The 19,572-nt window shown below is 70.9% G+C and carries 18 protein-coding genes; 8 read left to right on the forward strand and 10 right to left on the reverse strand.

Going from position 1 to position 19,572, the window contains the following annotated elements; translation table 11 throughout:
• Positions 1-189 precede the first annotated feature (189 nt).
• The 3 genes from ACFSVL_RS15480 (at position 190) to ACFSVL_RS15490 (ending at position 2,872) form a co-directional block, all read left to right on the forward strand.
• Positions 190-1,083 carry a RecB family exonuclease gene (locus ACFSVL_RS15480; protein WP_378304649.1) on the forward strand — a complete coding sequence of 298 codons (894 nt, stop codon included), beginning with the start codon at positions 190-192 and terminating at the stop codon, positions 1,081-1,083.
• Positions 1,083-1,874, forward strand: a complete 792-nt coding sequence (locus ACFSVL_RS15485) for a thioesterase family protein (protein ID WP_378304651.1) — start codon at positions 1,083-1,085, stop codon at positions 1,872-1,874. The genes ACFSVL_RS15480 and ACFSVL_RS15485 overlap by 1 nt, the downstream gene beginning before the upstream one ends.
• Positions 1,875-1,936: 62 nt before the next feature.
• Positions 1,937-2,872 carry a ParA family protein gene (locus ACFSVL_RS15490; protein ID WP_378304653.1) on the forward strand — a complete coding sequence of 312 codons (936 nt, stop codon included), beginning with the start codon at positions 1,937-1,939 and terminating at the stop codon, positions 2,870-2,872.
• A gap of 183 nt (positions 2,873-3,055) precedes the next feature.
• Here ACFSVL_RS15490 and hisG read toward each other — a convergent pair whose 3' ends face one another.
• From hisG to ACFSVL_RS15505, 3 genes are all read right to left on the reverse strand, one after another.
• Positions 3,056-3,901, reverse strand: a complete 846-nt coding sequence (gene hisG / locus ACFSVL_RS15495) for an ATP phosphoribosyltransferase (RefSeq protein ID WP_378304655.1) — start codon at positions 3,899-3,901, stop codon at positions 3,056-3,058.
• 35 nt (positions 3,902-3,936) lie between these two features.
• Positions 3,937-4,200, reverse strand: a complete 264-nt coding sequence (locus ACFSVL_RS15500; protein WP_027927607.1) for a phosphoribosyl-ATP diphosphatase — start codon at positions 4,198-4,200, stop codon at positions 3,937-3,939.
• 64 nt (positions 4,201-4,264) lie between these two features.
• The gene (locus tag ACFSVL_RS15505; RefSeq protein WP_378304657.1) at positions 4,265-4,951 is read right to left on the reverse strand and encodes an HAD family hydrolase; all 687 of its coding nucleotides are present in this window, start codon (positions 4,949-4,951) and stop codon (positions 4,265-4,267) included.
• A 152-nt stretch (positions 4,952-5,103) separates the two neighbouring features.
• Between ACFSVL_RS15505 and ACFSVL_RS15510 the strand changes: the two genes are divergently transcribed.
• Both ACFSVL_RS15510 and ACFSVL_RS15515 read left to right on the forward strand, forming a co-directional pair.
• Positions 5,104-6,018 (forward strand): PAC2 family protein, encoded by a 915-nt coding sequence (locus tag ACFSVL_RS15510; RefSeq protein ID WP_378304659.1) that lies wholly within the window; start codon positions 5,104-5,106, stop codon positions 6,016-6,018.
• A 712-nt stretch (positions 6,019-6,730) separates the two neighbouring features.
• Positions 6,731-6,991 carry a hypothetical protein gene (locus ACFSVL_RS15515; protein WP_378304661.1) on the forward strand — a complete coding sequence of 87 codons (261 nt, stop codon included), beginning with the start codon at positions 6,731-6,733 and terminating at the stop codon, positions 6,989-6,991.
• 45 nt (positions 6,992-7,036) lie between these two features.
• Here ACFSVL_RS15515 and ACFSVL_RS15520 read toward each other — a convergent pair whose 3' ends face one another.
• From ACFSVL_RS15520 to ACFSVL_RS15530, 3 genes are read right to left on the reverse strand one after another with little or no spacing between them, the layout of a single operon-like run.
• Complete coding sequence (locus ACFSVL_RS15520) at positions 7,037-7,867, reverse strand: metallophosphoesterase family protein (RefSeq protein WP_378304663.1); 831 nt, start codon at positions 7,865-7,867, stop codon at positions 7,037-7,039.
• Positions 7,831-9,087: an MFS transporter gene (locus ACFSVL_RS15525; RefSeq protein WP_378304665.1), complete on the reverse strand. Its 1,257-nt coding sequence runs from the start codon at positions 9,085-9,087 to the stop codon at positions 7,831-7,833. The genes ACFSVL_RS15520 and ACFSVL_RS15525 overlap by 37 nt, the downstream gene beginning before the upstream one ends.
• A complete protein-coding gene (locus ACFSVL_RS15530; protein WP_378304667.1) occupies positions 9,084-9,668 on the reverse strand; it encodes an ArsR/SmtB family transcription factor in 585 nt (194 codons plus the stop codon). The genes ACFSVL_RS15525 and ACFSVL_RS15530 overlap by 4 nt, the downstream gene beginning before the upstream one ends.
• A gap of 255 nt (positions 9,669-9,923) precedes the next feature.
• Here ACFSVL_RS15530 and ACFSVL_RS15535 point away from each other — a divergent pair, with 255 nt between their 5' ends.
• Positions 9,924-11,549 (forward strand): ABC-F family ATP-binding cassette domain-containing protein, encoded by a 1,626-nt coding sequence (locus tag ACFSVL_RS15535; RefSeq protein ID WP_378304668.1) that lies wholly within the window; start codon positions 9,924-9,926, stop codon positions 11,547-11,549.
• A gap of 57 nt (positions 11,550-11,606) precedes the next feature.
• Here the strand turns inward: ACFSVL_RS15535 and mshC are convergent, their stop codons facing one another.
• Both mshC and ACFSVL_RS15545 read right to left on the reverse strand, forming a co-directional pair.
• Positions 11,607-12,845, reverse strand: a complete 1,239-nt coding sequence (gene mshC, locus ACFSVL_RS15540; protein WP_378304670.1) for a cysteine--1-D-myo-inosityl 2-amino-2-deoxy-alpha-D-glucopyranoside ligase — start codon at positions 12,843-12,845, stop codon at positions 11,607-11,609.
• A gap of 81 nt (positions 12,846-12,926) precedes the next feature.
• Positions 12,927-13,691, reverse strand: a complete 765-nt coding sequence (locus tag ACFSVL_RS15545; protein WP_378304672.1) for a MerR family transcriptional regulator — start codon at positions 13,689-13,691, stop codon at positions 12,927-12,929.
• Positions 13,692-13,811: 120 nt separating this feature from the next.
• Here ACFSVL_RS15545 and ACFSVL_RS15550 point away from each other — a divergent pair, with 120 nt between their 5' ends.
• Positions 13,812-15,125: a cytochrome P450 gene (locus ACFSVL_RS15550; RefSeq protein ID WP_378304674.1), complete on the forward strand. Its 1,314-nt coding sequence runs from the start codon at positions 13,812-13,814 to the stop codon at positions 15,123-15,125.
• 64 nt (positions 15,126-15,189) lie between these two features.
• On the opposite strand, the gene ACFSVL_RS15555 is transcribed toward ACFSVL_RS15550, so the two are convergent.
• Both ACFSVL_RS15555 and ACFSVL_RS15560 read right to left on the reverse strand, forming a co-directional pair.
• Complete coding sequence (locus tag ACFSVL_RS15555) at positions 15,190-17,148, reverse strand: hypothetical protein (RefSeq protein ID WP_378304676.1); 1,959 nt, start codon at positions 17,146-17,148, stop codon at positions 15,190-15,192.
• Positions 17,148-18,545: an ATP-binding protein gene (locus tag ACFSVL_RS15560; RefSeq protein ID WP_378304678.1), complete on the reverse strand. Its 1,398-nt coding sequence runs from the start codon at positions 18,543-18,545 to the stop codon at positions 17,148-17,150. The genes ACFSVL_RS15555 and ACFSVL_RS15560 overlap by 1 nt, the downstream gene beginning before the upstream one ends.
• Positions 18,546-18,645: 100 nt before the next feature.
• Here ACFSVL_RS15560 and ACFSVL_RS15565 point away from each other — a divergent pair, with 100 nt between their 5' ends.
• Positions 18,646-19,443 (forward strand): hypothetical protein, encoded by a 798-nt coding sequence (locus ACFSVL_RS15565; RefSeq protein WP_378304679.1) that lies wholly within the window; start codon positions 18,646-18,648, stop codon positions 19,441-19,443.
• Positions 19,444-19,572: the final 129 nt, after the last annotated feature.

Below are 19,572 nucleotides of genomic sequence, written 5' to 3' on the forward strand. Positions count from 1 at the left end.
CTAGTCCACACCCCAGACACCTCTCACCCAGCCACAACGCGGGATCGCGTCGGCGTCTGACCGAGTGGTGTGCCCGGCCCCCTGGGGCCCAGCACACCACTCGGTCAGACGCCGACTAAAGGCGATCCCGCACGCGGCGGCGAAGCCGCCGCCAAACAATTGTCGTACCCCAGCGTTACGCTCTGCCCCATGTCCGACACCGCCACGGTCACCACCCCTCCCGGGGAGACCAGTCCACCCGCCAGGAGGCGGCCCGCGTTGTCGCCGTCCCGGGCGAGCGACTTCAAGCAGTGCCCGCTGCTCTACCGTTTCCGCGCGGTCGACCGGCTGCCGGAGGTGCCCACGAGGGCGCAGCTGCGCGGCACGCTCGTCCACGCGGTCCTGGAGCGGCTTTTCGCGCTGCCCGCCGCCGAACGCGTCGCACCTCGGGCGAAGGAGCTGCTCGCGCCTACGTGGACGGAGCTGTCCGGCGACAGTCCGGAGTGGACGGAGCTGTTCGCGGACGGCGAACCCGGCGAGACCGAGAAGTGGCTGGCCTCGGCGGAAAAGCTGCTTGATTCGTATTTCGAGCTGGAGGATCCGAGCCGGCTGGAGCCGGAGGCGTGCGAGCTGCACGTGGAGATCGAGCTGGGCTCGGGGGTGCTGCTGCGCGGGTACATCGACCGGGTGGATGTCGCGCCGACCGGCGAAATCCGGGTCGTGGACTACAAAACCGGCGCCGCGCCGCGCGAGATCGGCGAGGCGAAGGCGCTGTTCCAGATGAAGTTCTACGCGCTGGTGCTGTGGCGGCTGCGCGGGGTGGTCCCGCGGCAGCTGAAGCTGATGTACCTCACCGACGGCCAGTCGCTGGCCTACACGCCGGACGAGGGCGAACTGGTCCGCTTCGAGCGCACTCTCGAGGCGATCTGGCAGGCCATCCTGAAAGCGGGCAAGACCGGCGATTTCCGGCCGAACAAGGGCAAGCTGTGCTCGTGGTGCGACCACCAGGCGCACTGCCCGGAGTTCGGCGGCACGCCGCCCGAGTATCCGGGCTGGCCGGAGCCTGATCCGGGCGAGGAGACGGCCTTGGACCGGGCCGACTGATGGGCGACGCGTTCTTCCTCCCGCTCGGCGGCGAGCGGTACGAGGCGACCGACCACACCACCGGTCCGTGGAATCCGGGCGCGCAGCATTTCGGCCCGCCGTCGGCGCTGCTCGTGCGCGGGCTGGAACGGCTGGAGTCCGCGCATCCGGCTCAGCTGGCCCGGGTCACGGTCGAGATCCTCGGCCCGGCCCCGGTGGGCGAGCTGGAGCAGCGGTCCTGGATCGAACGGCCCGGCCGGACGGTCGAATTGGTCCAGTCCGAGCTGTCCGCGAACGGCCGGACGGTCGCGCGGGCGTCCGGGTGGCGGATCGCGACGTCCGACACCGCCGACATCGCCACCGACGGCGGTCCGCTGCTGCCGTCAGCCGACGCCGGGGCGGAGGCGGCGTTCCCGGACGACTGGCAGGGCGGCTACCTGCACGCGATCGAATGGCGTTCGGTGCGCGGCGCGATCTCCTCGCCCGGCCCGGCCGCGGTGTGGGGGCGGCAGCGTTATCCGCTGGTGGACGGCGAGGAGCCGACCGGCCTGCAGCGGCTGTTCGCGATCGCCGACTCCGGCAACGGGGTGTCGCATTTCCTGCCGACGGCGGACTGGTGGTTCATCAACTCCGAGCTGACCGTGCACCTGCGCCGGATGCCCGAGGGCGAGTGGATCGGGCTGGACGCGGTCACCCTGGTCGGGCCGCACGGGATCGGCACCGCGACCAGTACGCTGCACGATCGTTCCGGTCCGGTCGGCACCGGCGCGCAGGCTCTGCTGGTGCGCCCGCGACAGGCCGGGGGCGGATGAGCGCGCTGCGGCGCGCGAGTCCGATAGCCTTCGCGGAACGACCGACAAGGGAGCGCTCCGGCATGCAGATCACCTCGGTGGTCAACCAGAAGGGCGGGGTGGGCAAAACCTCGCTGAGCGTGGGCGCGGCGGCGGCCCTCGCCGAACGCGGACGGCGGGTGCTGCTCGTCGACCTCGACCCGCAGGGGCACGCGACGACCGAGATGCTCGGCATGGACGAGGTCCCGGCGGACGCGCCGAGCCTGGCGAAGGCGCTGACCAAGCTGTGGAAGGGCCCGATCGAGCAGCTGGCCGTCCCGCATCCGCGCAGCAACCTCGGCCGCGGCGGCGCGTTCGACGTGATCCCGACGTCGCCCGGGATGTTCGACCTGATCCGCAGGCTGGACCAGTTCCGCGTCCCCGGCTGGCAGCTGGCCAGGGTGATCCAGTTCGCGCACTACGACCACGTGATCATCGACTGCCCGCCGGCGCAGGACGTCCTGACGAACAACGCCCTGGCCGCCTCGCACGGCATCCTGGTCCCGGTCCAACCGGACAAGACCAGCATCCGGGCCCTGCGCCTGCTCTCCGAGCAAGTCCGCTACGTGGAGCAAACGACCGGCCGCTCCCCCATCGCCTGGTTCGGCATCGTCCCGGGCCTGTACCGCCGCCCGATCTCGCACTACGCCGCGGCCGCCCTGCAGGAGATGTACTCCTTCGGCGTCCCGATGCTCTCGCACGTCCCCCTGGGCGTAGTAATGAACGAGGCCGCCGCGCACGGCGTCCCAGTCACCACCTTCGCCCCGGAAACCATCCAAGCAGTCTCGTTCCGCGAAATCGCCGAAACCCTAGACAGCTACCTAGCGCAAAACCCCGGCCCCACCGAAGTCCCCGCCGACGACGAATTCGTCTTCGAAGACTTCATCTCCGAGGTAGCAGTAGCCCGCAACGTCAACGACAACGGCGCACGCAAAAAGCTATACGACCTAATGCCCAAACGCCCCAACCGCCCCCGCTAAAAACAACAAAGCCACCCACGCCAGCAACCCAAAAACGCCACCCAACCAAAACCGCGGGGTCGCGCCGACGTTTGGGCTGAGCAACGGGACAGGCCGAAGGCCCCTCCCGTTGCTCAGCCCAAACGTCGGCTAAAAGCGACCCCGCGCGCGACGACGAAGTCGGCGCCAAAGATACAGTGACGCTCAAAGCCGACAGGACCGAATATCCGACGCCAACACAGCCTTGGCCCCGGTCTCCGCCAGCTCGTCCATGATCCGGTTGACTTCCTTGCGCGGCACCATCGCCCGCACCGCGACCCACTTCTCATCCGCCAACGGAGCCACAGTCGGCGACTCCAACCCAGGCGTAATCGAAATAGCCCGCTCAAGAATCTCCCGCGGGCAGTCGTAGTCCAGCATCATGTAGTGCTGCGCGAACACCACACCCTGCAACCGCGCCGCCAGCTGCGACTTGGCCTTCGATCCCTCGCTCCCGGCCCGCTGCAGCAAGACCGCCTCGGACGCGCAGATCGGCTCCCCGAACGCGACGAGGTTGTGCTGCCGCAACGACCGCCCGGACTCGACCACGTCCGCGATCGCGTCCGCGACCCCGAGCTGGATCGAGATCTCCACCGCGCCGTCGAGCCGGATGACCTCGGCCTCGACGCCGTGCCGCGCGAGGTCGTCGCGGACCAGCCGCGGGTACGACGTCGCGAGCCGCTTTCCGTGCAGGTCGGCCGGTTTCCACTCCCGCCCGGCAGGCGCCGCGTACCGGAAGGTCGAGGCCCCGAACCCGAGCGCGAGCACCTCGTCCACCGGCGCTCCCGAGTCGAGTGCGAGGTCGCGGCCGGTGATGCCGAGGTCCAGTTCGCCGGACCCGACGTAGATCGCGATGTCCTTCGGCCGCAGGAAGAAGAACTCGACCTCGTTGACCGGGTCGAGCACGGTCAGATCCTTGCCGTCATGTCGCTTGCGGTAGCCCGCCTCGGAAAGCATCTCCGCCGACGCGACGGAAAGGGCTCCCTTGTTCGGCACGGCAACACGCAGCATTCGCTTTTCTCCTCGGTCTCCGGTGCGCGAGCGCGTCACAGGTAGCGGTACACGTCCTCGGTCGAGATTCCCCGGCCGAGCATGAGCACCTGCACCCGGTACAGCAGTTGCGAGATCTCTTCCGACAGCCGGTCGTCGGATTCGTGCTCGGCGGCGATCCACACCTCGCCCGCCTCTTCGAGCACCTTCTTGCCTTGGGCATGCACTCCGGCGTCCAGTGCGGCGACGGTGCCGGACCCGTCGGGACGGGTACGCGCGCGCTCGGCAAGCTCCGCGAACAGCTCATCGAAGGTCTTCACGGTGCCGAATCCTTTCATCCCGCAGCCGTCCGCGCCGCTCCGGGTGACCCGGAAGCCGCCGAGGTCACAGCGACGGCAGCAGCGCGGCCAGTTCGGGCACGCCGACACCGGCCAGCGAAGCGCGGAACACGCGCCGCGGCCCCTCCGGGACGGACACGTCGTTGGGCACCACGAGCACCGTGCAGCCAGCGCTTTCGGCGGACTCGGCGCCCGGGGGCGAGTCCTCGACCGCGACGCAGCGTTCCGCTGGCACGCCGAGCAGTTCGGCGGCCTTGAGGTACGGCCGAGGCAGCGGCTTGTTCTGACCGTCGACCTCGTCGCCGCAGACCGTGACGTCGAAGAATTCCCGCCCGATCGTGTCGAGCGCGAGTTCGGTCAGCGCCCGTTCGGTGGAGGTGACCAGCGCGGACTTCAGCCCGGCCGCGCGGACCGCGGCCAGCGCCTCGCGCGCGCCGGGGCGCCACGGCAGCGCGTCGTCGAACAGCCCCGCGGTGCGGCGGCGGATCCACTCCCCCGTTTCCGCGACCGCTTCCGGGGTGACCGGGCGTCCGGTCTGCTCCAGCAGCACGGTGGCGGTGGCGTCCATGTTGGACCCCACGAGCGTCATCCGGACTTCCTCCGAAAGCGTGCCGCCGAGCGCCTCGGCGGCCTCGTACAGCGCGACGTCCCACAGTTTCTCGGAATCGACGAGGGTGCCGTCCATGTCCCAGAGGACAGCCGCCAGTCCGTCCGAAGAGGACGGTGCAGTCACAGTTTCTCCTTGTCCGCCTGCCGCGCCCCGGCCGGGCCCGCTCCCCTCCAGCGTCCCACGCGGGCCGCCGTGAGCGGGGCCACACCTGCCTGGTGACACGCGAGGGCGGACACGCTGCGCAGCGTAGGCGGCCTAGGCCGTAGGCTGGTCAGGTGAGTGAGCCTGTCGACGAAACCCCGCGGCCCGGCGACCCGGAGCGCGACCGCACCGATGCCCAGCGACCCATCATGATCGTCGCTTTCGAGGGATGGAACGACGCGGGCGACGCGGCCAGCCAGGCGATCGAACACCTCCAGCTCACCTGGGACGCGACCCCGCTGGCCGAACTGGAGCCGGACGACTACTACGACTTCCAGGTCAGCCGCCCCACGGTGAAGATGGTCGACGGGATCACCCGCCGGGTCGAATGGCCCACCACGCGGCTGTCGGTGTGCCGCCCCGAGGGCTTCGACCGCGACCTCGTGCTGGTGCAGGGCCCGGAGCCGAACATGCGCTGGCGGAAGTTCTGCGCGGAGCTGGTCGAGCACGTGCAGGAGCTGGACGTGTCGATGGTCGTCGCGCTCGGCGCCCTGCTCGCCGACACCGCGCACACCCGCCCGGTCCCGGTCACCGGGACGGCGTACGACAAGGACACCGCCAGCAAGTACCGGCTCGAGGTCAGCAACTACCAGGGCCCGACCGGGATCGTCGGGATCCTGCAGGACTACTGCGTGCAGGTCGGCATCCCGGCGGTGTCGATCTGGGCCGCGGTGCCGCACTACGTCTCGCATCCGCCGTCGCCGAAGGCCACGCTGGCGCTGCTGCACAAGCTGGAGGACGTCCTCGACGTCGAGATCCCGCTCGGCGCGCTGCCGGAGCAGGCCGAGGAGTGGCAGCAGACGGTCAGCGAGATGGCCGACGAGGACGAGGAAATCAGCGAGTACGTGCGCAGCCTCGAGGAGCGCGGCGACGCCGAGACCGACTTCACCATGGAGGAGGTCTCGGGCGACAAGATCGCCGCCGAGTTCGAGCGCTACCTGCGGCGCCGCCGGCCCGGCCAGGACGGCGGCGGCTTCGGCCTGCGCTGACTTCCGTCGTGAGTGGCAATCCCGGTTAGAACCGCGATTGCCACTCACGACCCCCCTCGCACCCGCAGCCCGCGATGCCAAGGACTTAAGCCGGGCGGCCTCGGCCCGCTGACCGTCCACAACGGACGCCCAGGCCAGCGAAATGCCCGATCGATGCCAGAATGCCCGCTTCTTCATGTCCGTGAAGGGCACCCTGGGGGAATCAGATTCCCTCAAGGTGCCCTTCACGGACGACACACCCTGCTCCCGCCGTCCGCAACGGCGCTGGCACAAGCCAACGGGCCGCCGGCGGCTTCGGCCTGGACGGACACGCCTCGGCTGCCGCCATAACGGTCCCTCGCATTGCCTCCAAGCCCGGACTCTGGCCGCGGCGGCGCGCTGAGGCATCTCGTGAGCGGCGATGCCGGTTAGAACCGGCGCCGCCACTCACGAGCCCGGCGCGCTCAGGCCTGCGTCGGCGGCAGTCGTGCGGGCAGCCAGGTGGGGGTCGTGAGCGTTTATCCCGGTTAGAACCGCGATCGCCGCTCACGACCCGCCACGGACGAGGGAACGCACCGTGACCACAAGACTACGAAGGGTAAGACACGCCGCCCGGCGGGATGACGGTGTCTGCGCCGTTGACTGATCGCGCCGGGCTGCTCTGGTGCCTCCCGGAGCGGTTCTCGTTGACTGGTCTGGCGCGAGCGACGTCGCGCGGACCAGGAGGTAAGTGATGTTCGGCAAGGTACTGGCGGCGACGCTGCTCGCAGCAGGCGCGATCGCGGCGGCCGCGCCCGCCGCGTCGGCCGCACCGGTGAAGGCGGACGATTTCGGCGCCTGCATGGACTACGCGGTGGGTGCGTACGACATCGAGCCTTGGCTCGCCCACGACGCTTGCGACGCCAGTTCGTTCGAGGAGTGCTACTGGGTCCTTCGCCGCGCCTACGTCCCGGCACACGTCGCGGGAACGGCCTGCCGGCTGTCGTTCGACTGATCCGCACCGAGCCTGAGCGGACGCGACCAGTCCGGTCGCGTCCGCTCAGGCGGTGAGCAGCTTCCGCACCGGCACCGCGCCCCGGGCGCGCTTGCGCCACTCCCGCGGGTAGCCGAGCGACACCTCCTCGAACCGTACTCCGTCGGCGGACGTCGTGCGCGGGATGTGCAGGTGGCCGTAAACCGCCAGTTCAGCGCGGTAGCGCAGGTGCCAGTCCTCGGTCTGCGTGGTGCCGCACCAGAGCGCGAAATCCGGGTAGTACAGCGGGTTCGTCGGGTGCCGGTGCAGCGGCCAGTGCGACATCAGGATCGTGCGGCGATCGGCCGGGATCGCGTCCAGCCGGTCCCGGCTCACCTTCAGCCGCTGCTCGCACCAGGCCGCACGCGATTCGTACGGGTCTGGGTGCAGGTAGTACTCGTCGGTGCACACGACGCCGACGTCGCGGGCGTGCGCGAGCGCCTCTTCGCGGGTCTTGCCCTCAGTCTCCGGGGTGCGCCAGCTGTAGTCGTAGAACACGAACAGCGGCGCGATGGTGAGCGGCTCCGGCCCGAAGTCCCACACCGGGAACTCGTCCTCGGGGGTGAGCACGTCGATCGCCCGGCACTGCTCCACCAGGAACTCGTAGCGCGCCTGGCCGCGCAGCTGGCATTCGTCGTTGGGCGTGGTCCACAGCTCGTGGTTGCCCGGGACCCACACGACTTTCGCGAACCGCTCGCGCAGCGTCGCGAGCGTCTCCCGGATGACCTTGGCGGACTCGGCGACGTCGCCGGCGACGAGCAGCCAGTCGCCGGGATCGTCGGGCACCACTTCGTCGACGATCGGGCCGTTGCCCTCGTGGGTCACGTGGAGGTCGCTGGTGGCGAAGAGAGACGGCACTCCTCCACCGTAACGACTTTCCGCGCCCGGAAGCGCCGGAACCGCCCATTCCCCCACCCCAGAACGACCAGCCCGGCACTCACATGGAGGCCTGCCTGCACGTTCAGCAGCACTGTCGGGCCGATCACCGCGACGAGCGCGCCGGCGAGCAGCGAACCGGCTGCCGTACCCGCGGCCATCAGCGCGTACACCGTGCTCAGCACCCGTCCGGCGCGGTCCGGGCCGGTCTCCGCCTGGATGTGCGACAGCAGCCCCGCGCCGGCCACCACGGCGGGCGCGCCGACCGCCATGAACAGCCCGACGTACACGCCGAGCACCGTGGTCGCGCCCGGCAGATTCCAGATCGCCACCGACATCAGCCCCGCCGCGACCAGGCCCCAGCCCTGCAGCAGCACCGGCGCGACCCGGCGGGCCAGTGTCGCCACCGCGAACCCGGCCGCCAGCCCGCCGATCGCCTGCACGCCGCGCAGCAACCCGGCGTCGGCCTCGCTGCCGCGGAGGATGTCCAGCACGAACACCACGAACAGCACCAGGAACATGCCTTGGGCGAGCGAGGTCAGCAGCGCCGACACACTCGTCGCGCGGAGTCGCTTGCCCGCCAGATCGCGGACTCCGGCCAGCCAGTCCGCCTGCTCGGGCACGGATCTCCGCGCCGTCGCCCGGCGGAACGGGAACGCGAGCAGCATCCCCGCGACCGCGAGCGCGACGAGGTACCCGGCGATCACCCGGTCCAGGCCGCCCCATCCGAGCAACGCTCCCCCGGCCCAGCCGCCCGCGAGCCGAGCGACGCTGCCGTTCACGCTCATCAGCCCGTTCGCCGAGGTCACGTCCTCGACTCCGACCAGCTCCGGCACCAGCGCGCTGCGGGCCGGTTCGAACACCGACGCCAGCCCCGCTTGCGCCGCCATCACCGCGTAGACCGCCGCGACCGGCAGTTCCGTGCCGATCAGCAGCGGCAGCACCACGAGCGCCTGGCCGGCGCACACCACCGCCATCACGACCCGGCGGTCCCATCGATCGGCGACGATCCCGGCGATCGGGCTCAGCAGCACGGCGGGCAGCAGCCCGAGCACGATGCTCAACGCGGTCGTGACGGCCGAACCGGTGCGCACGAACAGGTACACCGGCAGCGCGACCTGCAGCATCCATTCGGCGGTCTCGCCGAAGAACGCCGACACCCAGAGCCGGGCGAATCCCGGCGCGGCGAGCAGGCGTCTCATACCGGTTTCCCGTCGTGGCCGATCCGGCGGAAGGCGCGCATGCCGAGGAAGACCGCGCGGGCGTCGGCGGGCGCGTCCTTGCGGATCGTGCTGACGTACGGCCGGATCAAGTCGTCGATCGCCTTCGTCAGGGCAGCGACTTCTTCCGGCGTCGCGTTCAATCCGTAGGAGAAGAAGCCGCCTGCCTCGCGCCAGTCCTCGTCGAGCTGCTCGATCGTGTCGAGGTACCGCTGGGTCAGCTCCTGCTCCTCGGCCAGCTCCGTGCCGGCGACCGCCAGCTGCGCCGCCGCGAGCGCGGGATCGCCGCCCGCGGCGCCGAGCACCAGGCCGACCTGGCAGGCCCGCCACGGCCGTTCCCGCCCGTCGCCGCCGTCGGCCCGCTCGACCAGGCCGTGTTCGGCCAGCTTGCGCAGGTGCCAGCTGCAGTTGGACGCCGTCGAGCCGACCGCGTCCGCGCATTCGCTCGCCGTCGACGGGCCGACCGCCATCAAGTGGTGCACCAGCGCCGACCTCAGCGGGTGCGCGAGCGCGCGCAGCAGCTCGACGTCGTCGACCCGCTTGCGCGGGGGCAGTTCAGTCATCGGAGGTCCGGCCTAACTCTGAAGGATTTCTTTCGAAACTGTTCTTTCAGAGTTGCAGGACGACGGTGCGGCGTCAAGCCCGGGAAAAACCAGTTGCCAAGCGGACCGCGCCCTGGGTTACGCTCCCGCCCATCATGGACAGCTGAGCCGAGCCCTCCCCGCATCGAGGCCGCTCCCGGTCGAGCCCTGCTCCCGGGAAGCCGCGCGTTGCCCGTCGGGGATTTCGCTTCCACCGCAAAGGCCCGGTGATCACTCATGTCTACCGTCCTGCACGCCTCCGACCTCGTGTTCGGCTACGGCGCCCGCACCGTCCTCAACGGGGTCTCGCTCGTCGCGTCGCCCGGCAGGCGGATCGGGCTCGTCGGCGAAAACGGCGTCGGAAAATCCACCCTGCTGCGGCTGCTCGCCGGGCTCGAAGTCCCGCGCGCGGGCGAAGTCGTACGGCACGGCGACCTCGGCTTCCTGTTCCAGGAGCTGCCGTTCGCCGGCACCGCGACGGTTTCCGACGTCCTCGACGAGGCGCTGTCGGAGATCCGCACCGCCGCGGCGACGCTCGACAAGCTGGCCGCCGTGCTCGCCGAACGCCCGGACGACCCGGAGGTGCTCAGCGAGTACGGCCACGTCCTGGAATGGGCGCAGGCACACGACCTGTGGGACGCCGACCGGCGCGCGGACCTCGTCCTCGCCGGTCTCGGGCTCGGCGACATCAAGCACGACCGGCGGCTGCACACGCTCTCCGGCGGGCAGCGGTCGCGGCTCGGGCTGGCCGCACTGCTGGTGCGGCGGCCGCGCACGCTGCTGCTCGACGAGCCCACCAACCACCTCGACGACAACGCGATGGAGTTCCTCGAGCGGCATCTCGCGGAGCTGACCGGCGTCGTCGTGCTGTCCTCGCACGATCGCGTGTTCCTCGATGCGGTCTGCACCGACATCGTGGACCTCGACCCGGTTCCGGCGGACCGGCGCGTCGGCGGCGCGACGCGGTACGGCGGCAGCTACACCGCCTACCTCGGCCAGAAAAAGGCCGAACGGGCGCGATGGGAGCAACGGTTCAGCGAAGAACAGGAGGAACTCAAGCAGCTGCGGGAATCCGTGCACGGCACCGCGCGGCGGGTGGCGCACGACCGCGCGCCCCGGGACAACGCGAAGATGCTCTACGACTTCAAGACCGGTCGCGTGCAGAAGCAGATTTCCCGCCGCGTCCGCAACGCGCAGCTCAAGCTGGACACGCTAGAGCGCGAGCAAGTCCGCAAACCGCCTGCGCCCCTTCGGTTTCGGGCCACGCTCACCGCGGACACCACCGGCGAAGGCCCGGCGGTGTCGTTGCGCGGCATCGCGGTTCCGGGCCGCGTGCAGCTGGACGAACTGGACGTGGACCGCACCGCGCGGCTCCTCGTGACCGGCGGCAACGGGGCGGGCAAATCCACCCTGCTGTCCGTGCTGGCCGGGCAGCTCACCCCTTCGGCCGGGACTGTCCACTTCGGACCCGGCGTGCGGGTGGGGCTGCTGGAGCAGGACGTCACGTTCGCCCGGCCGAAGCGGACCGCGCAGGAGGTGTACCGCGCCGCAGCCGGCGACGCGGCTCCTTCGCTGTCCACACTCGGGCTACTGCCGCCGAGGGAACACGACCGTCCGGTCGGCGAGCTTTCGGTGGGCCAGCGGCGCAGGCTGGCGCTGGCCGTGCTGCTCGCCGAGCCGCCGGACGTGCTGCTGCTGGACGAGCCGACCAACCACCTGTCGCTCAGCCTGGCCGAGGAACTGTCCGAAGCGCTCGACAGCGCGCCGGGCGCGGTCGTCCTCGCCTCGCATGATCGGTGGTTGCGCCGTCGCTGGGAAGGCGACCACCTCGCGCTGGCTGATGGCCATCGCTCGGGGGTATAGGTCGTTATACAGTCAGCGGGGCCGGACCGACGAAGGTCCGGCCCCGCTGCTGGCAGCTCAGAGCACGATGCCCAGCAAGGCGTCCACGGCTTCCTTGATCAGCCCCGGGGCGGTCTCGTCGGTGCCGTCGCGGCGCAGGGCCGAGGTGACCCACGCGTCGATCGCCGTCAGGGCCTTCGGCGTGTTCAGGTCGTCGGAGAGGTGGTCGCGCAGCCGGGCCACGGTGTCCCCCGCCTCGGGGCCGGCCGGCAGCGCGACCGCTTCGCGCCAGCGGGCCAGCCGTTCCTGGGCGTCGACCAGCAGCTGATCGGTCCAGGCGCGGTCCTCGCGGTAGTGCCCGGCGAACAGGGCGAGCCGGATCGCCGCCGGGTCGACGCCGTCGGCGCGCAGCCGCGACACGAAGACCAGGTTGCCGCGGGACTTCGACATCTTCTCGCCGTCGAGCCCGATCATCCCGGCGTGCACGTAGTGCCGGGCGAACGGGTGGTCGGCGGCGACCGCCTCGGCGTGCGCCGCGCTGTACTCGTGGTGCGGGAAGATCAGGTCGGATCCGCCGCCCTGCACGTCGAAACCGAGGCCGAGCCGGTTCACCGCGATCGCGCTGCATTCGATGTGCCAGCCGGGCCGACCCGCGCCCAGCTCCGACTCCCACGACGGCTCGCCCTCGCGCGCGACGCGCCACAGCAGCGCGTCCAGCGGGTGCCGCTTGCCGGGACGGTCCGGGTCGCCGCCGCGCTCGGCGAAGAACTTCGCCATGGTCCCGGCGTCGTAGTTCGACTCGTAGCCGAACCGGCCGGTCGCGGTGTGGTCGAAGTAGATGTCCGGGAACTCGGCGTCGTCGGCGCGGTAGGCGCTGCCGTCGGCGAGCAGCTTCGCGATCACCTCGACGATCTCCGGGATCGCCTCGACCGCGCCGACGAACTGGCGCGGCGGCAGCACCCGCAGCGCCTCCATGTCCTCGCGGAACAGCGCCGTCTCGCGCATGCCGAGCACGATCCAGTCGTCCGAATCGCGTTGCGCGCGCTCCAGCAGCGGCTCGTCGATGTCGGTGACGTTCTGGACGTAGTGCACCTCGTGCCCGTTGTCCCGCCACACCCGGTTGACCACGTCGAACGCGAGGTACGTCGCGGCGTGGCCGAGGTGCGTCGCGTCGTAGGGGGTGATGCCGCAGACGTACATCCGGGCGGCGGCTCCCGGCGCCGTCGGGCGCACCTGCCCGGTCGCGGTGTCGTGGAGCCGGAGGGGGCGGGGCGTGCCGGGCAGCCGGGGCACGGCGACGGAGGACCAAGTCTGCATACCTCCGACTGTAAGCGTGACGTCCGTCCGCTTTCCCACCCGGTGGGAGGGACCGGCGTTCTGTCCCTCCCACCGGTATGGTCAGGCCGGCTGCCGGGCGGCGTTCGCCCGGACGGCGTCGCGCACGTACGCCCCGATGCCGGGCCGCTGCTCGTCCTCCCGGACCAGGAAGGCCAGCTGCGCGGGCTCGTTCGCGTACAGGTCGGCGATCCGCTGCTGCATCTCGTACCCGCACTCCCCCATCACCGCGGCGAGCATCCCCCGGTGCTCCTCGGCGAGCGTGCCCGCCGCCAGGCTGTCCGCGGGCACGCCCTCGTCGACCAGCGCGACCAGGCGGCGTACCCAGTCCTTCCGCTGCCGCTCGGCCTCGGCCCACTCCTGCTTGGTCTCCGGCAGCTGCGTCTGCTTCCACTCCGGGCAGTCGCCCCAGCGCCGGACGGCCTCCTCCGCGTAGCCGTCCGGCTCCCGGAACCCGCCGAACACTTCGAACTTCTCCTCGGGCGTCAACGCGTTGCCCATGGCTCTCGCCTCCAGCAATCGATCGACGGCCGCGACCATGTGCGCGATCCGGTCCGCCTGCGCCACCAGCAGCTCCCGCTGCCGTTTCAGGTGGGCGTCGGCGTCGGTCCCCGGCTCCGCCAGCACGGACGCGATCGTCTCCAGGGGAAGCCCGAGCTCCCGGTAGAGCAGGACGCGCTGCAGCCGGTCGAGATCGGCGCTCTCGTAGCGCCGGTAGCCGGCCGCGGTCCGCCCGCTCGGCGACAGCAGCCCGATCTCGTCGTAGTGGTGCAGCGCGCGCACGGTGACGCCGGCCAGCGCCGCCACCTCGCCCACCCGGTAGCCCATCGCTCTCCCCCAGTGTTTCTTCGGCCGTTTGGCCCTTGCGAGAAACCACGATCACGCCTCACGCGGCGTAAGGGTCAAGTCTGGTGGACACCGGCCTCCGGCGCGAGTACGAACGGATACATGGCTCTGCGCACGCCGATCCGCGCCCATTCCGCTCTCCCACCCGGTCCCCGGCTGCCGATGGCGGTGCAAACCGTCCTTTTCGGCGCCTTCCGCAACGCGCTGCTCCCCCGGCTGCAACGGCATTACGGCGACGTCGTACGGCTGCGGCTGTTCCCGGAGCGTTCGGTGGTGCTGATCGGGGACCTCGACCTCGTCCGCGAGATCTTCGCCGGTCCGGTCGAGACGTTCCACGCCGGCGAGGGAAACATGGTGCTCAAGCCGATGCTTGGCGAGCATTCCGTGCTGCTCACCGACGAAGAAGAGCATCGACGGGCGCGGAAGCTGCTGATGCCCGCGTTCAACGGGCCGGCGATGCGCGGGTATCGCGACATGGTCACCGAGCTGACGGTCGCCGAGCTGGATCGGTGGCCGGAAGGGCGGCCGTTCCGGGCGCACGACCGGATGCGCGCGCTGACGCTGGAAGTGATCCTGCGCGTGGTGTTCGGCGTTTCGGACGGGGCCCGGCTGACGGAGCTGCGGGCGGCGCTGGAGCGGGTCGTCGACGTCAGCGCGCTCGATCTGTTCGGCTGGCACAGCCCGGCGTTCCAGAAGTTCGGGCCCTGGCGGCGGAACCGGGAGCGGCAGGAGCGGGTCGACCAGCTGCTGTACGCGGAGATCGCCGAACGGCGGGCGGCTCCGGATCTGGCGGAACGGACCGACGTGCTGTCGCGCCTGCTCACGGTGCCCGGAGACGAGCAGCTGAGCGACATCGAACTGCGGGATCAGCTGATCACGCTGCTGCTGGCCGGGCACGAGACCACGGCGACGGCGCTGGCCTGGGCGCTGCACGAGCTTGCCCGCGACCCCGCCACGGCCGCCGAGACCACTCGCGCCGCCGACGAGGGCGACGAGAAGTACCTCGAAGCGGTGGCCAAGGAAGCGATGCGGTTGCGGCCGATCATTTCCGAGGTGTCGCGGAAGCTCACGAAGGACGTGCAGGTGGGGCGGTACACGGTTCCGGCCGGGTACATGGTGCTGCCGTCGATTTCGATGATCCACGCGAGTGCGGAGCACCATCCGTCGCCGGAGGTGTTCGATCCGGCGCGGTTCCTCGGCGGCGGTCCGCCGAGCGGCAGCTGGTTCCCGTTCGGCGGCGGGGCGCGGCGGTGTCTCGGGGCGGGATTCTCGTTGCTGGAAGCCACGATCGTGCTGCGCGAGCTGTTCCGCCGCTACCGGGTGAGCACGCCTCATCCCCGGCCGGAACGCACCAAGACCCGGCACATCACGCTGGTCCCCGGCGACGGGGCGCGGATCGCGGTGCACCGGCGCTGACCGTCCGTGAAGGACTCCTTGAGGGAATCTGGTTCCCGCAAGGAGTCCTTCACGGACCGTTGTCTCAGCGGCGGCGGGTGCGGAGGTAGTCGCCTACTACCGCGGCGCCCAGGCCGTCCAGGTCCGGGGCTACGACGCGGCCGCCCGAGCGGCGGGCGATGGTGTCCACGAAGGCTTCCAGCCGCGGGTCGTCGCCGAGGCGGAACACCGTGACCGACGCGCCCAGCTTGGCGATTCTGTCCACTTCGGACAGTGTCTTGTAGATGGTCACCGGCTCCGGCGGGTAGGAGAATTCCGCTTCGCCGTCGGGTTCCAGGTGGGCGGTGGGCTCGCCGTCGGTGACCATCAGGACCACCGGCTGCGCGTCCGGGTGGCGGCGCAGGTGCCGTCCGGCCAGCAGGAGTGCGTGGTGGGCGTTGGTGCCTTGCTCCCACGTGCCTTCCAGCCCGACCAGCTCGGGCAGGTCCACCGGCATCGCGTAGCGGCCGAAGGTGATCAGCTGCAGGGCGTCGTTGCGGAACCGGGTGCTGATCAGCTGGTGCAGCGCCAGCGCGGTGCGCTTCATCGGCAGCCAGCGGCCCTCCTGGACCATCGACCACGACGTGTCGACCAGCAGCGCGACGGCCGCCCGAGACCGGTGCTCGGTCTCGATGACTTCGACGTCCTCGACATCGAGCCGCACTGCCCCCGAACCCACCGCAGTCGACCTGAGCACGGCGTTGCGCACCGTGCGCGGGACGTCCCAGGGTTGCATGTCCCCGAACCGCCAGGGGCGGCTCGAACCGGTCGGCTCGCCTGCCGCTCCGGCGGATTCGGTTTCCCGTTCCCCGGACTTGCCGCGCAGCGCGTTGACCACATCGGACAGTGCGGTTTCGCCAAGACGGCGCAAAGCCTTGGGAGACAACCGCAACGTGCCGTCCGCGGCGCGCTCGAACAAGCCCTGCTGACGCAGCTCTCGTTCCAGTTCGGACAGTCGGCGGGCATCGACGCCCGCGTCGGGACCGAGCTGGCGTTCCAGCGCCTCCAGGTCGATGTCTTCCAGGCGAGCGCCCGGGTACGACTGGCCCAGTTGCTCGGCGAGAGCGTCCAGCTCCGCCAGATCGGCCATCGCCTGCGCGCCTTCGCCAAGACCGAGCGGGTCTTGGCCGCGGAACCTCGACGACGACGTCCAGTCTTCTCCTGGCCGCAAGGCACGCAGCTGGGAGTCCAAAGCGGACAGTTGCTGCGCCAGCCTCGGATCGCCGAAAGCCTGCTGCGAAAGCTCGGCCAGCTCCGCCCGTTGCTCCTCGGACATCGAGTTCAGCATCCGCTGCGCGGCGGCGGAACGGGCGGCCAGCACGTCGATCAGCTCCTCGACGTTGCGCGGGTTCTCCGGGAAGAACTCGCCGTGCCGCCGCATGAACTCGCTGAACCGCTCGCCGATGTCGCTCGCGCCCTGTGCGTGCGCGGCCAGCAGCGCGTTGAGGTCGCCGAGCATCTGGTTGATCCGCTCGACGTCCTCCGGGCCGGCGTTCTGCATCGCCTGCTTCATGCCCTGGAAACGCGCGTCCAGCAGCTCGCGGCCGAGGAGGTCGCGGATCTGCTCGTACTTCTGCCGCGCCTCGGCCGAACGCCAGTCGTACTCGTTCAGCTCACGCACGGCCGCGGCGGTGCCCGGCGGCAGGGCGTCGAGCTGGGCCTCGCGGAAGCGGGCGTCGTCGTCCGGGTCCGGGAACAGCTCGCGGCGCTCGGCTTCAAGCGCTTCCTGCAGCAGCTGCTGGACTTCCTGCAGCGTGCCGTCCAGCCGGTGCCGCCGCTGGATTTGCGACCGGCGCTGCCACAGCTGACGGGTCAGTTCGTCAAGGCCGGCAGTGCGTTCAGTGCCGCGCCGCAGCAGTTCCTCCAGCGCCGAACGCGGGGACGCGCCGCCCATGACGTCGCGGCCGATCTCGTCAAGGGCGTCCCGCAGGTCCGCGGGCGGGGCCAGCGGATCCGGCCCGTCGTGCCACGGGCCGTAGGAGTATCCCTCCGGTAAGAGCGGCATTATTCGCCGTACACCGTCGTGCCGTCGTCGGAGTCCTTCGCCAGCCTGCGGGCGAGGAACAGCGACTCCAGGGCCAGCTCGACCGCCGCCGCGATCCGGCCCGCCGGCTCGTCCGCGGACACCCCGGCGCGCTGGGCGACCTCGTGCAGCACCGGCAGTTCCGGCAGCGCCGCGAGGACTTCCGCACCGGGAATGCGCTCGCCGGTGGCGACCAGGTGGCCGTCCGCGACCGCGTCGGACAGCGGGCGCAAATCGAGCCCGGCGAACCGTTCGCGGGCGGTTTCCGCGATCGCGCGGCGCATCAGGTGCACGAGGTGCTCGACCTCACGGCCCTCCTCGCCGGGCTCGAACTCCACCTTGCCGCGCAGCACGGCGGGCACGGCTTCGAGATCGACCGGACGCGCAACCGCCGGGTCCTCCCCCGTCACCGCCGCGCGGCGCAGGGCAGCCGCCGCGACCGTTTCGGCCGCCGCCACCGCGAACCGGGCGGACACGCCGGAACGCTGGTCGATGACCGGCGACTCGCGCAGGTTCCGCACGAACCGGGCCAGCACCTCCAGCAGCGGCTCGCCGACCTCCGCGACGAGGTTCGCCTCCTGGCGCACCACGGCGACCTCGGACTCGACGTCCAGCGGATAGTGCGTGCGGATCTCCGCGCCGAAACGGTCCTTCAGCGGCGTGATGATCCGGCCGCGGTTGGTGTAGTCCTCGGGGTTGGCGGTGGCCACGAGGAGGACGTCCAGCGGCAGCCGCAGCGTGTAGCCGCGGACCTGGATGTCGCGTTCCTCCATCACGTTCAGCAGCGCGACCTGGATCCGCTCGGCGAGGTCGGGCAGCTCGTTGATCGCGACGATGCCGCGGTGCGCGCGCGGCACGAGTCCGAAGTGGATGGTCTCCGGGTCGCCGAGGCTGCGGCCCTCGGCCACCTTCACCGGGTCGACGTCGCCGATCAGGTCGCCGACGCTGGTGTCCGGCGTGGCCAGCTTTTCGGTGTAGCGCTCGCTGCGGTGCCGCCAGGCCACCGGCAGGTCGTCGCCGAGTTCGGCGGCGCGGCGCAGCGAGGCGGGCGTGATCGGGTCGAGCGGGTGTTCGCCCAGTTCGGAGCCCTCGATGACCGGGGTCCACTCGTCGAGCAGGCCGGCCAGGGTGCGCAGCAGCCGGGTCTTGCCCTGGCCGCGCTCGCCGAGCAGGACGACGTCGTGGCCGGCCAGCAGGGCGCGTTCGAGCTGGGGCAGCACGGTGCGGGAGAAGCCGACGATGCCGGGCCAGGCGTCGCGGCCCTCGCGCAGCGCGGAGAGCAGGTTGTCGTGGATCTCGCGCGCGATGGGGCGCGGGGCGTATCCGGCGGCGCGAAGCTCGCCGGCGGTGCGGGGAAGAGCGTCGGGAACAGCGTTCACCCCTTCGACGCTACTGACCGTTTCCGCTCGCGTCGATGTGGAGCGGCTCCAGCCGGGCGGGAATCGGCGGAGCGCGGCGGAACCGGTAAAATAAGCGGTCGTGTGCCGACCCAGTGCGACCCTCGCCGTCTGGTCCTCCGCGTGGCTGAACGGGGCCGCGGCGTCCGACGACGTCCTCGACGCTTTGCAGGACTGGGCCGAGGCCCACGACGTCGTCGCGGCCGATCCCGCCGCCGCGGACGCGTTCGACCTCCCGCTGGCTTTCCACCGCGCGGCGACCCCCGTGCAACTGCTGCTGGCGTTGCGCGCGCAAGGTGCGACGAGCGTCCAGCTGGTGCTGCCGGTGCCCGGCGATGTGCGGGGTCTTGGCGGCGGCGGACCGTTCGCCGAGGCAGCACTGCGATGCGGCGAAGCGGTGGTGCTGGCCGGGCTTAGCTTCGGTTTGGTGCCGGAACCGATCGCCGAGGGCCTGATGCGGTGGACTGTGTATTCGCTCGGTGCGCCGGTTTCGCTGGAGTATCAGCCGTTGCCGGATGCCGAGCATGGGCTGACGGACGCGATCCGGGCTAGTGCGGGGGCGTTGCAGGCGTTGGACGTGGCGAGTGACCGGCCTGGGGTGCGGGCGGAGCTGTCGGCGCATTTGCGGGCCCGGCCGCAGGTCGAATGGCCTGCCGGAACGCCGGGGCGAGCGCTGCGGGTACTGCAGCGAGCGGAGGAGATCTCGGCGATTCTGGCTGTCGCGCAGACGGATGACCCGGGCGGGGCGCTGTCGGCTTCGGCGGTGAACCGGCGGGCCGAGGCGCTGCGACCGCTGGCAGACGCCGTGCGGACCGCAAGGACTGCTTCGGTCAACGAGGCGGTGCGGGTTTTTGCCGAGCAGGGAGACCGGCATCCGTGACACCCGGTGCCCGTCGTGGCAGGCACCACGCACCCAATGTGGCATTGGTTGCGTCAGATGCATCCAATGCCACATTGGGGGTTTTTCATCCTGTTGGTGCTGGTCAGGTGGGGTTGACGGTGGCGGGGG

This window comes from Amycolatopsis silviterrae (assembly GCF_042684085.1).
Classification (GTDB): Bacteria; Actinomycetota; Actinomycetes; order Mycobacteriales; family Pseudonocardiaceae; genus Amycolatopsis; species Amycolatopsis silviterrae.

Coding starts and splice junctions, on each gene's coding strand:
- ACFSVL_RS15480 (WP_378304649.1), top strand. CDS start 190: ATGTCCGACACCGCCACGGTCACCACCCCTCCCGGGGAGACCAGTCCA.
- ACFSVL_RS15485 (WP_378304651.1), top strand. CDS start 1,083: ATGGGCGACGCGTTCTTCCTCCCGCTCGGCGGCGAGCGGTACGAGGCG.
- ACFSVL_RS15490 (WP_378304653.1), top strand. CDS start 1,937: ATGCAGATCACCTCGGTGGTCAACCAGAAGGGCGGGGTGGGCAAAACC.
- hisG (WP_378304655.1), bottom strand. CDS start 3,901: ATGCTGCGTGTTGCCGTGCCGAACAAGGGAGCCCTTTCCGTCGCGTCG.
- ACFSVL_RS15515 (WP_378304661.1), top strand. CDS start 6,731: ATGTTCGGCAAGGTACTGGCGGCGACGCTGCTCGCAGCAGGCGCGATC.
- ACFSVL_RS15525 (WP_378304665.1), bottom strand. CDS start 9,087: ATGAGACGCCTGCTCGCCGCGCCGGGATTCGCCCGGCTCTGGGTGTCG.
- ACFSVL_RS15530 (WP_378304667.1), bottom strand. CDS start 9,668: ATGACTGAACTGCCCCCGCGCAAGCGGGTCGACGACGTCGAGCTGCTG.
- ACFSVL_RS15535 (WP_378304668.1), top strand. CDS start 9,924: ATGTCTACCGTCCTGCACGCCTCCGACCTCGTGTTCGGCTACGGCGCC.
- mshC (WP_378304670.1), bottom strand. CDS start 12,845: ATGCAGACTTGGTCCTCCGTCGCCGTGCCCCGGCTGCCCGGCACGCCC.
- ACFSVL_RS15545 (WP_378304672.1), bottom strand. CDS start 13,691: ATGGGCTACCGGGTGGGCGAGGTGGCGGCGCTGGCCGGCGTCACCGTG.
- ACFSVL_RS15550 (WP_378304674.1), top strand. CDS start 13,812: ATGGCTCTGCGCACGCCGATCCGCGCCCATTCCGCTCTCCCACCCGGT.
- ACFSVL_RS15555 (WP_378304676.1), bottom strand. CDS start 17,148: ATGCCGCTCTTACCGGAGGGATACTCCTACGGCCCGTGGCACGACGGG.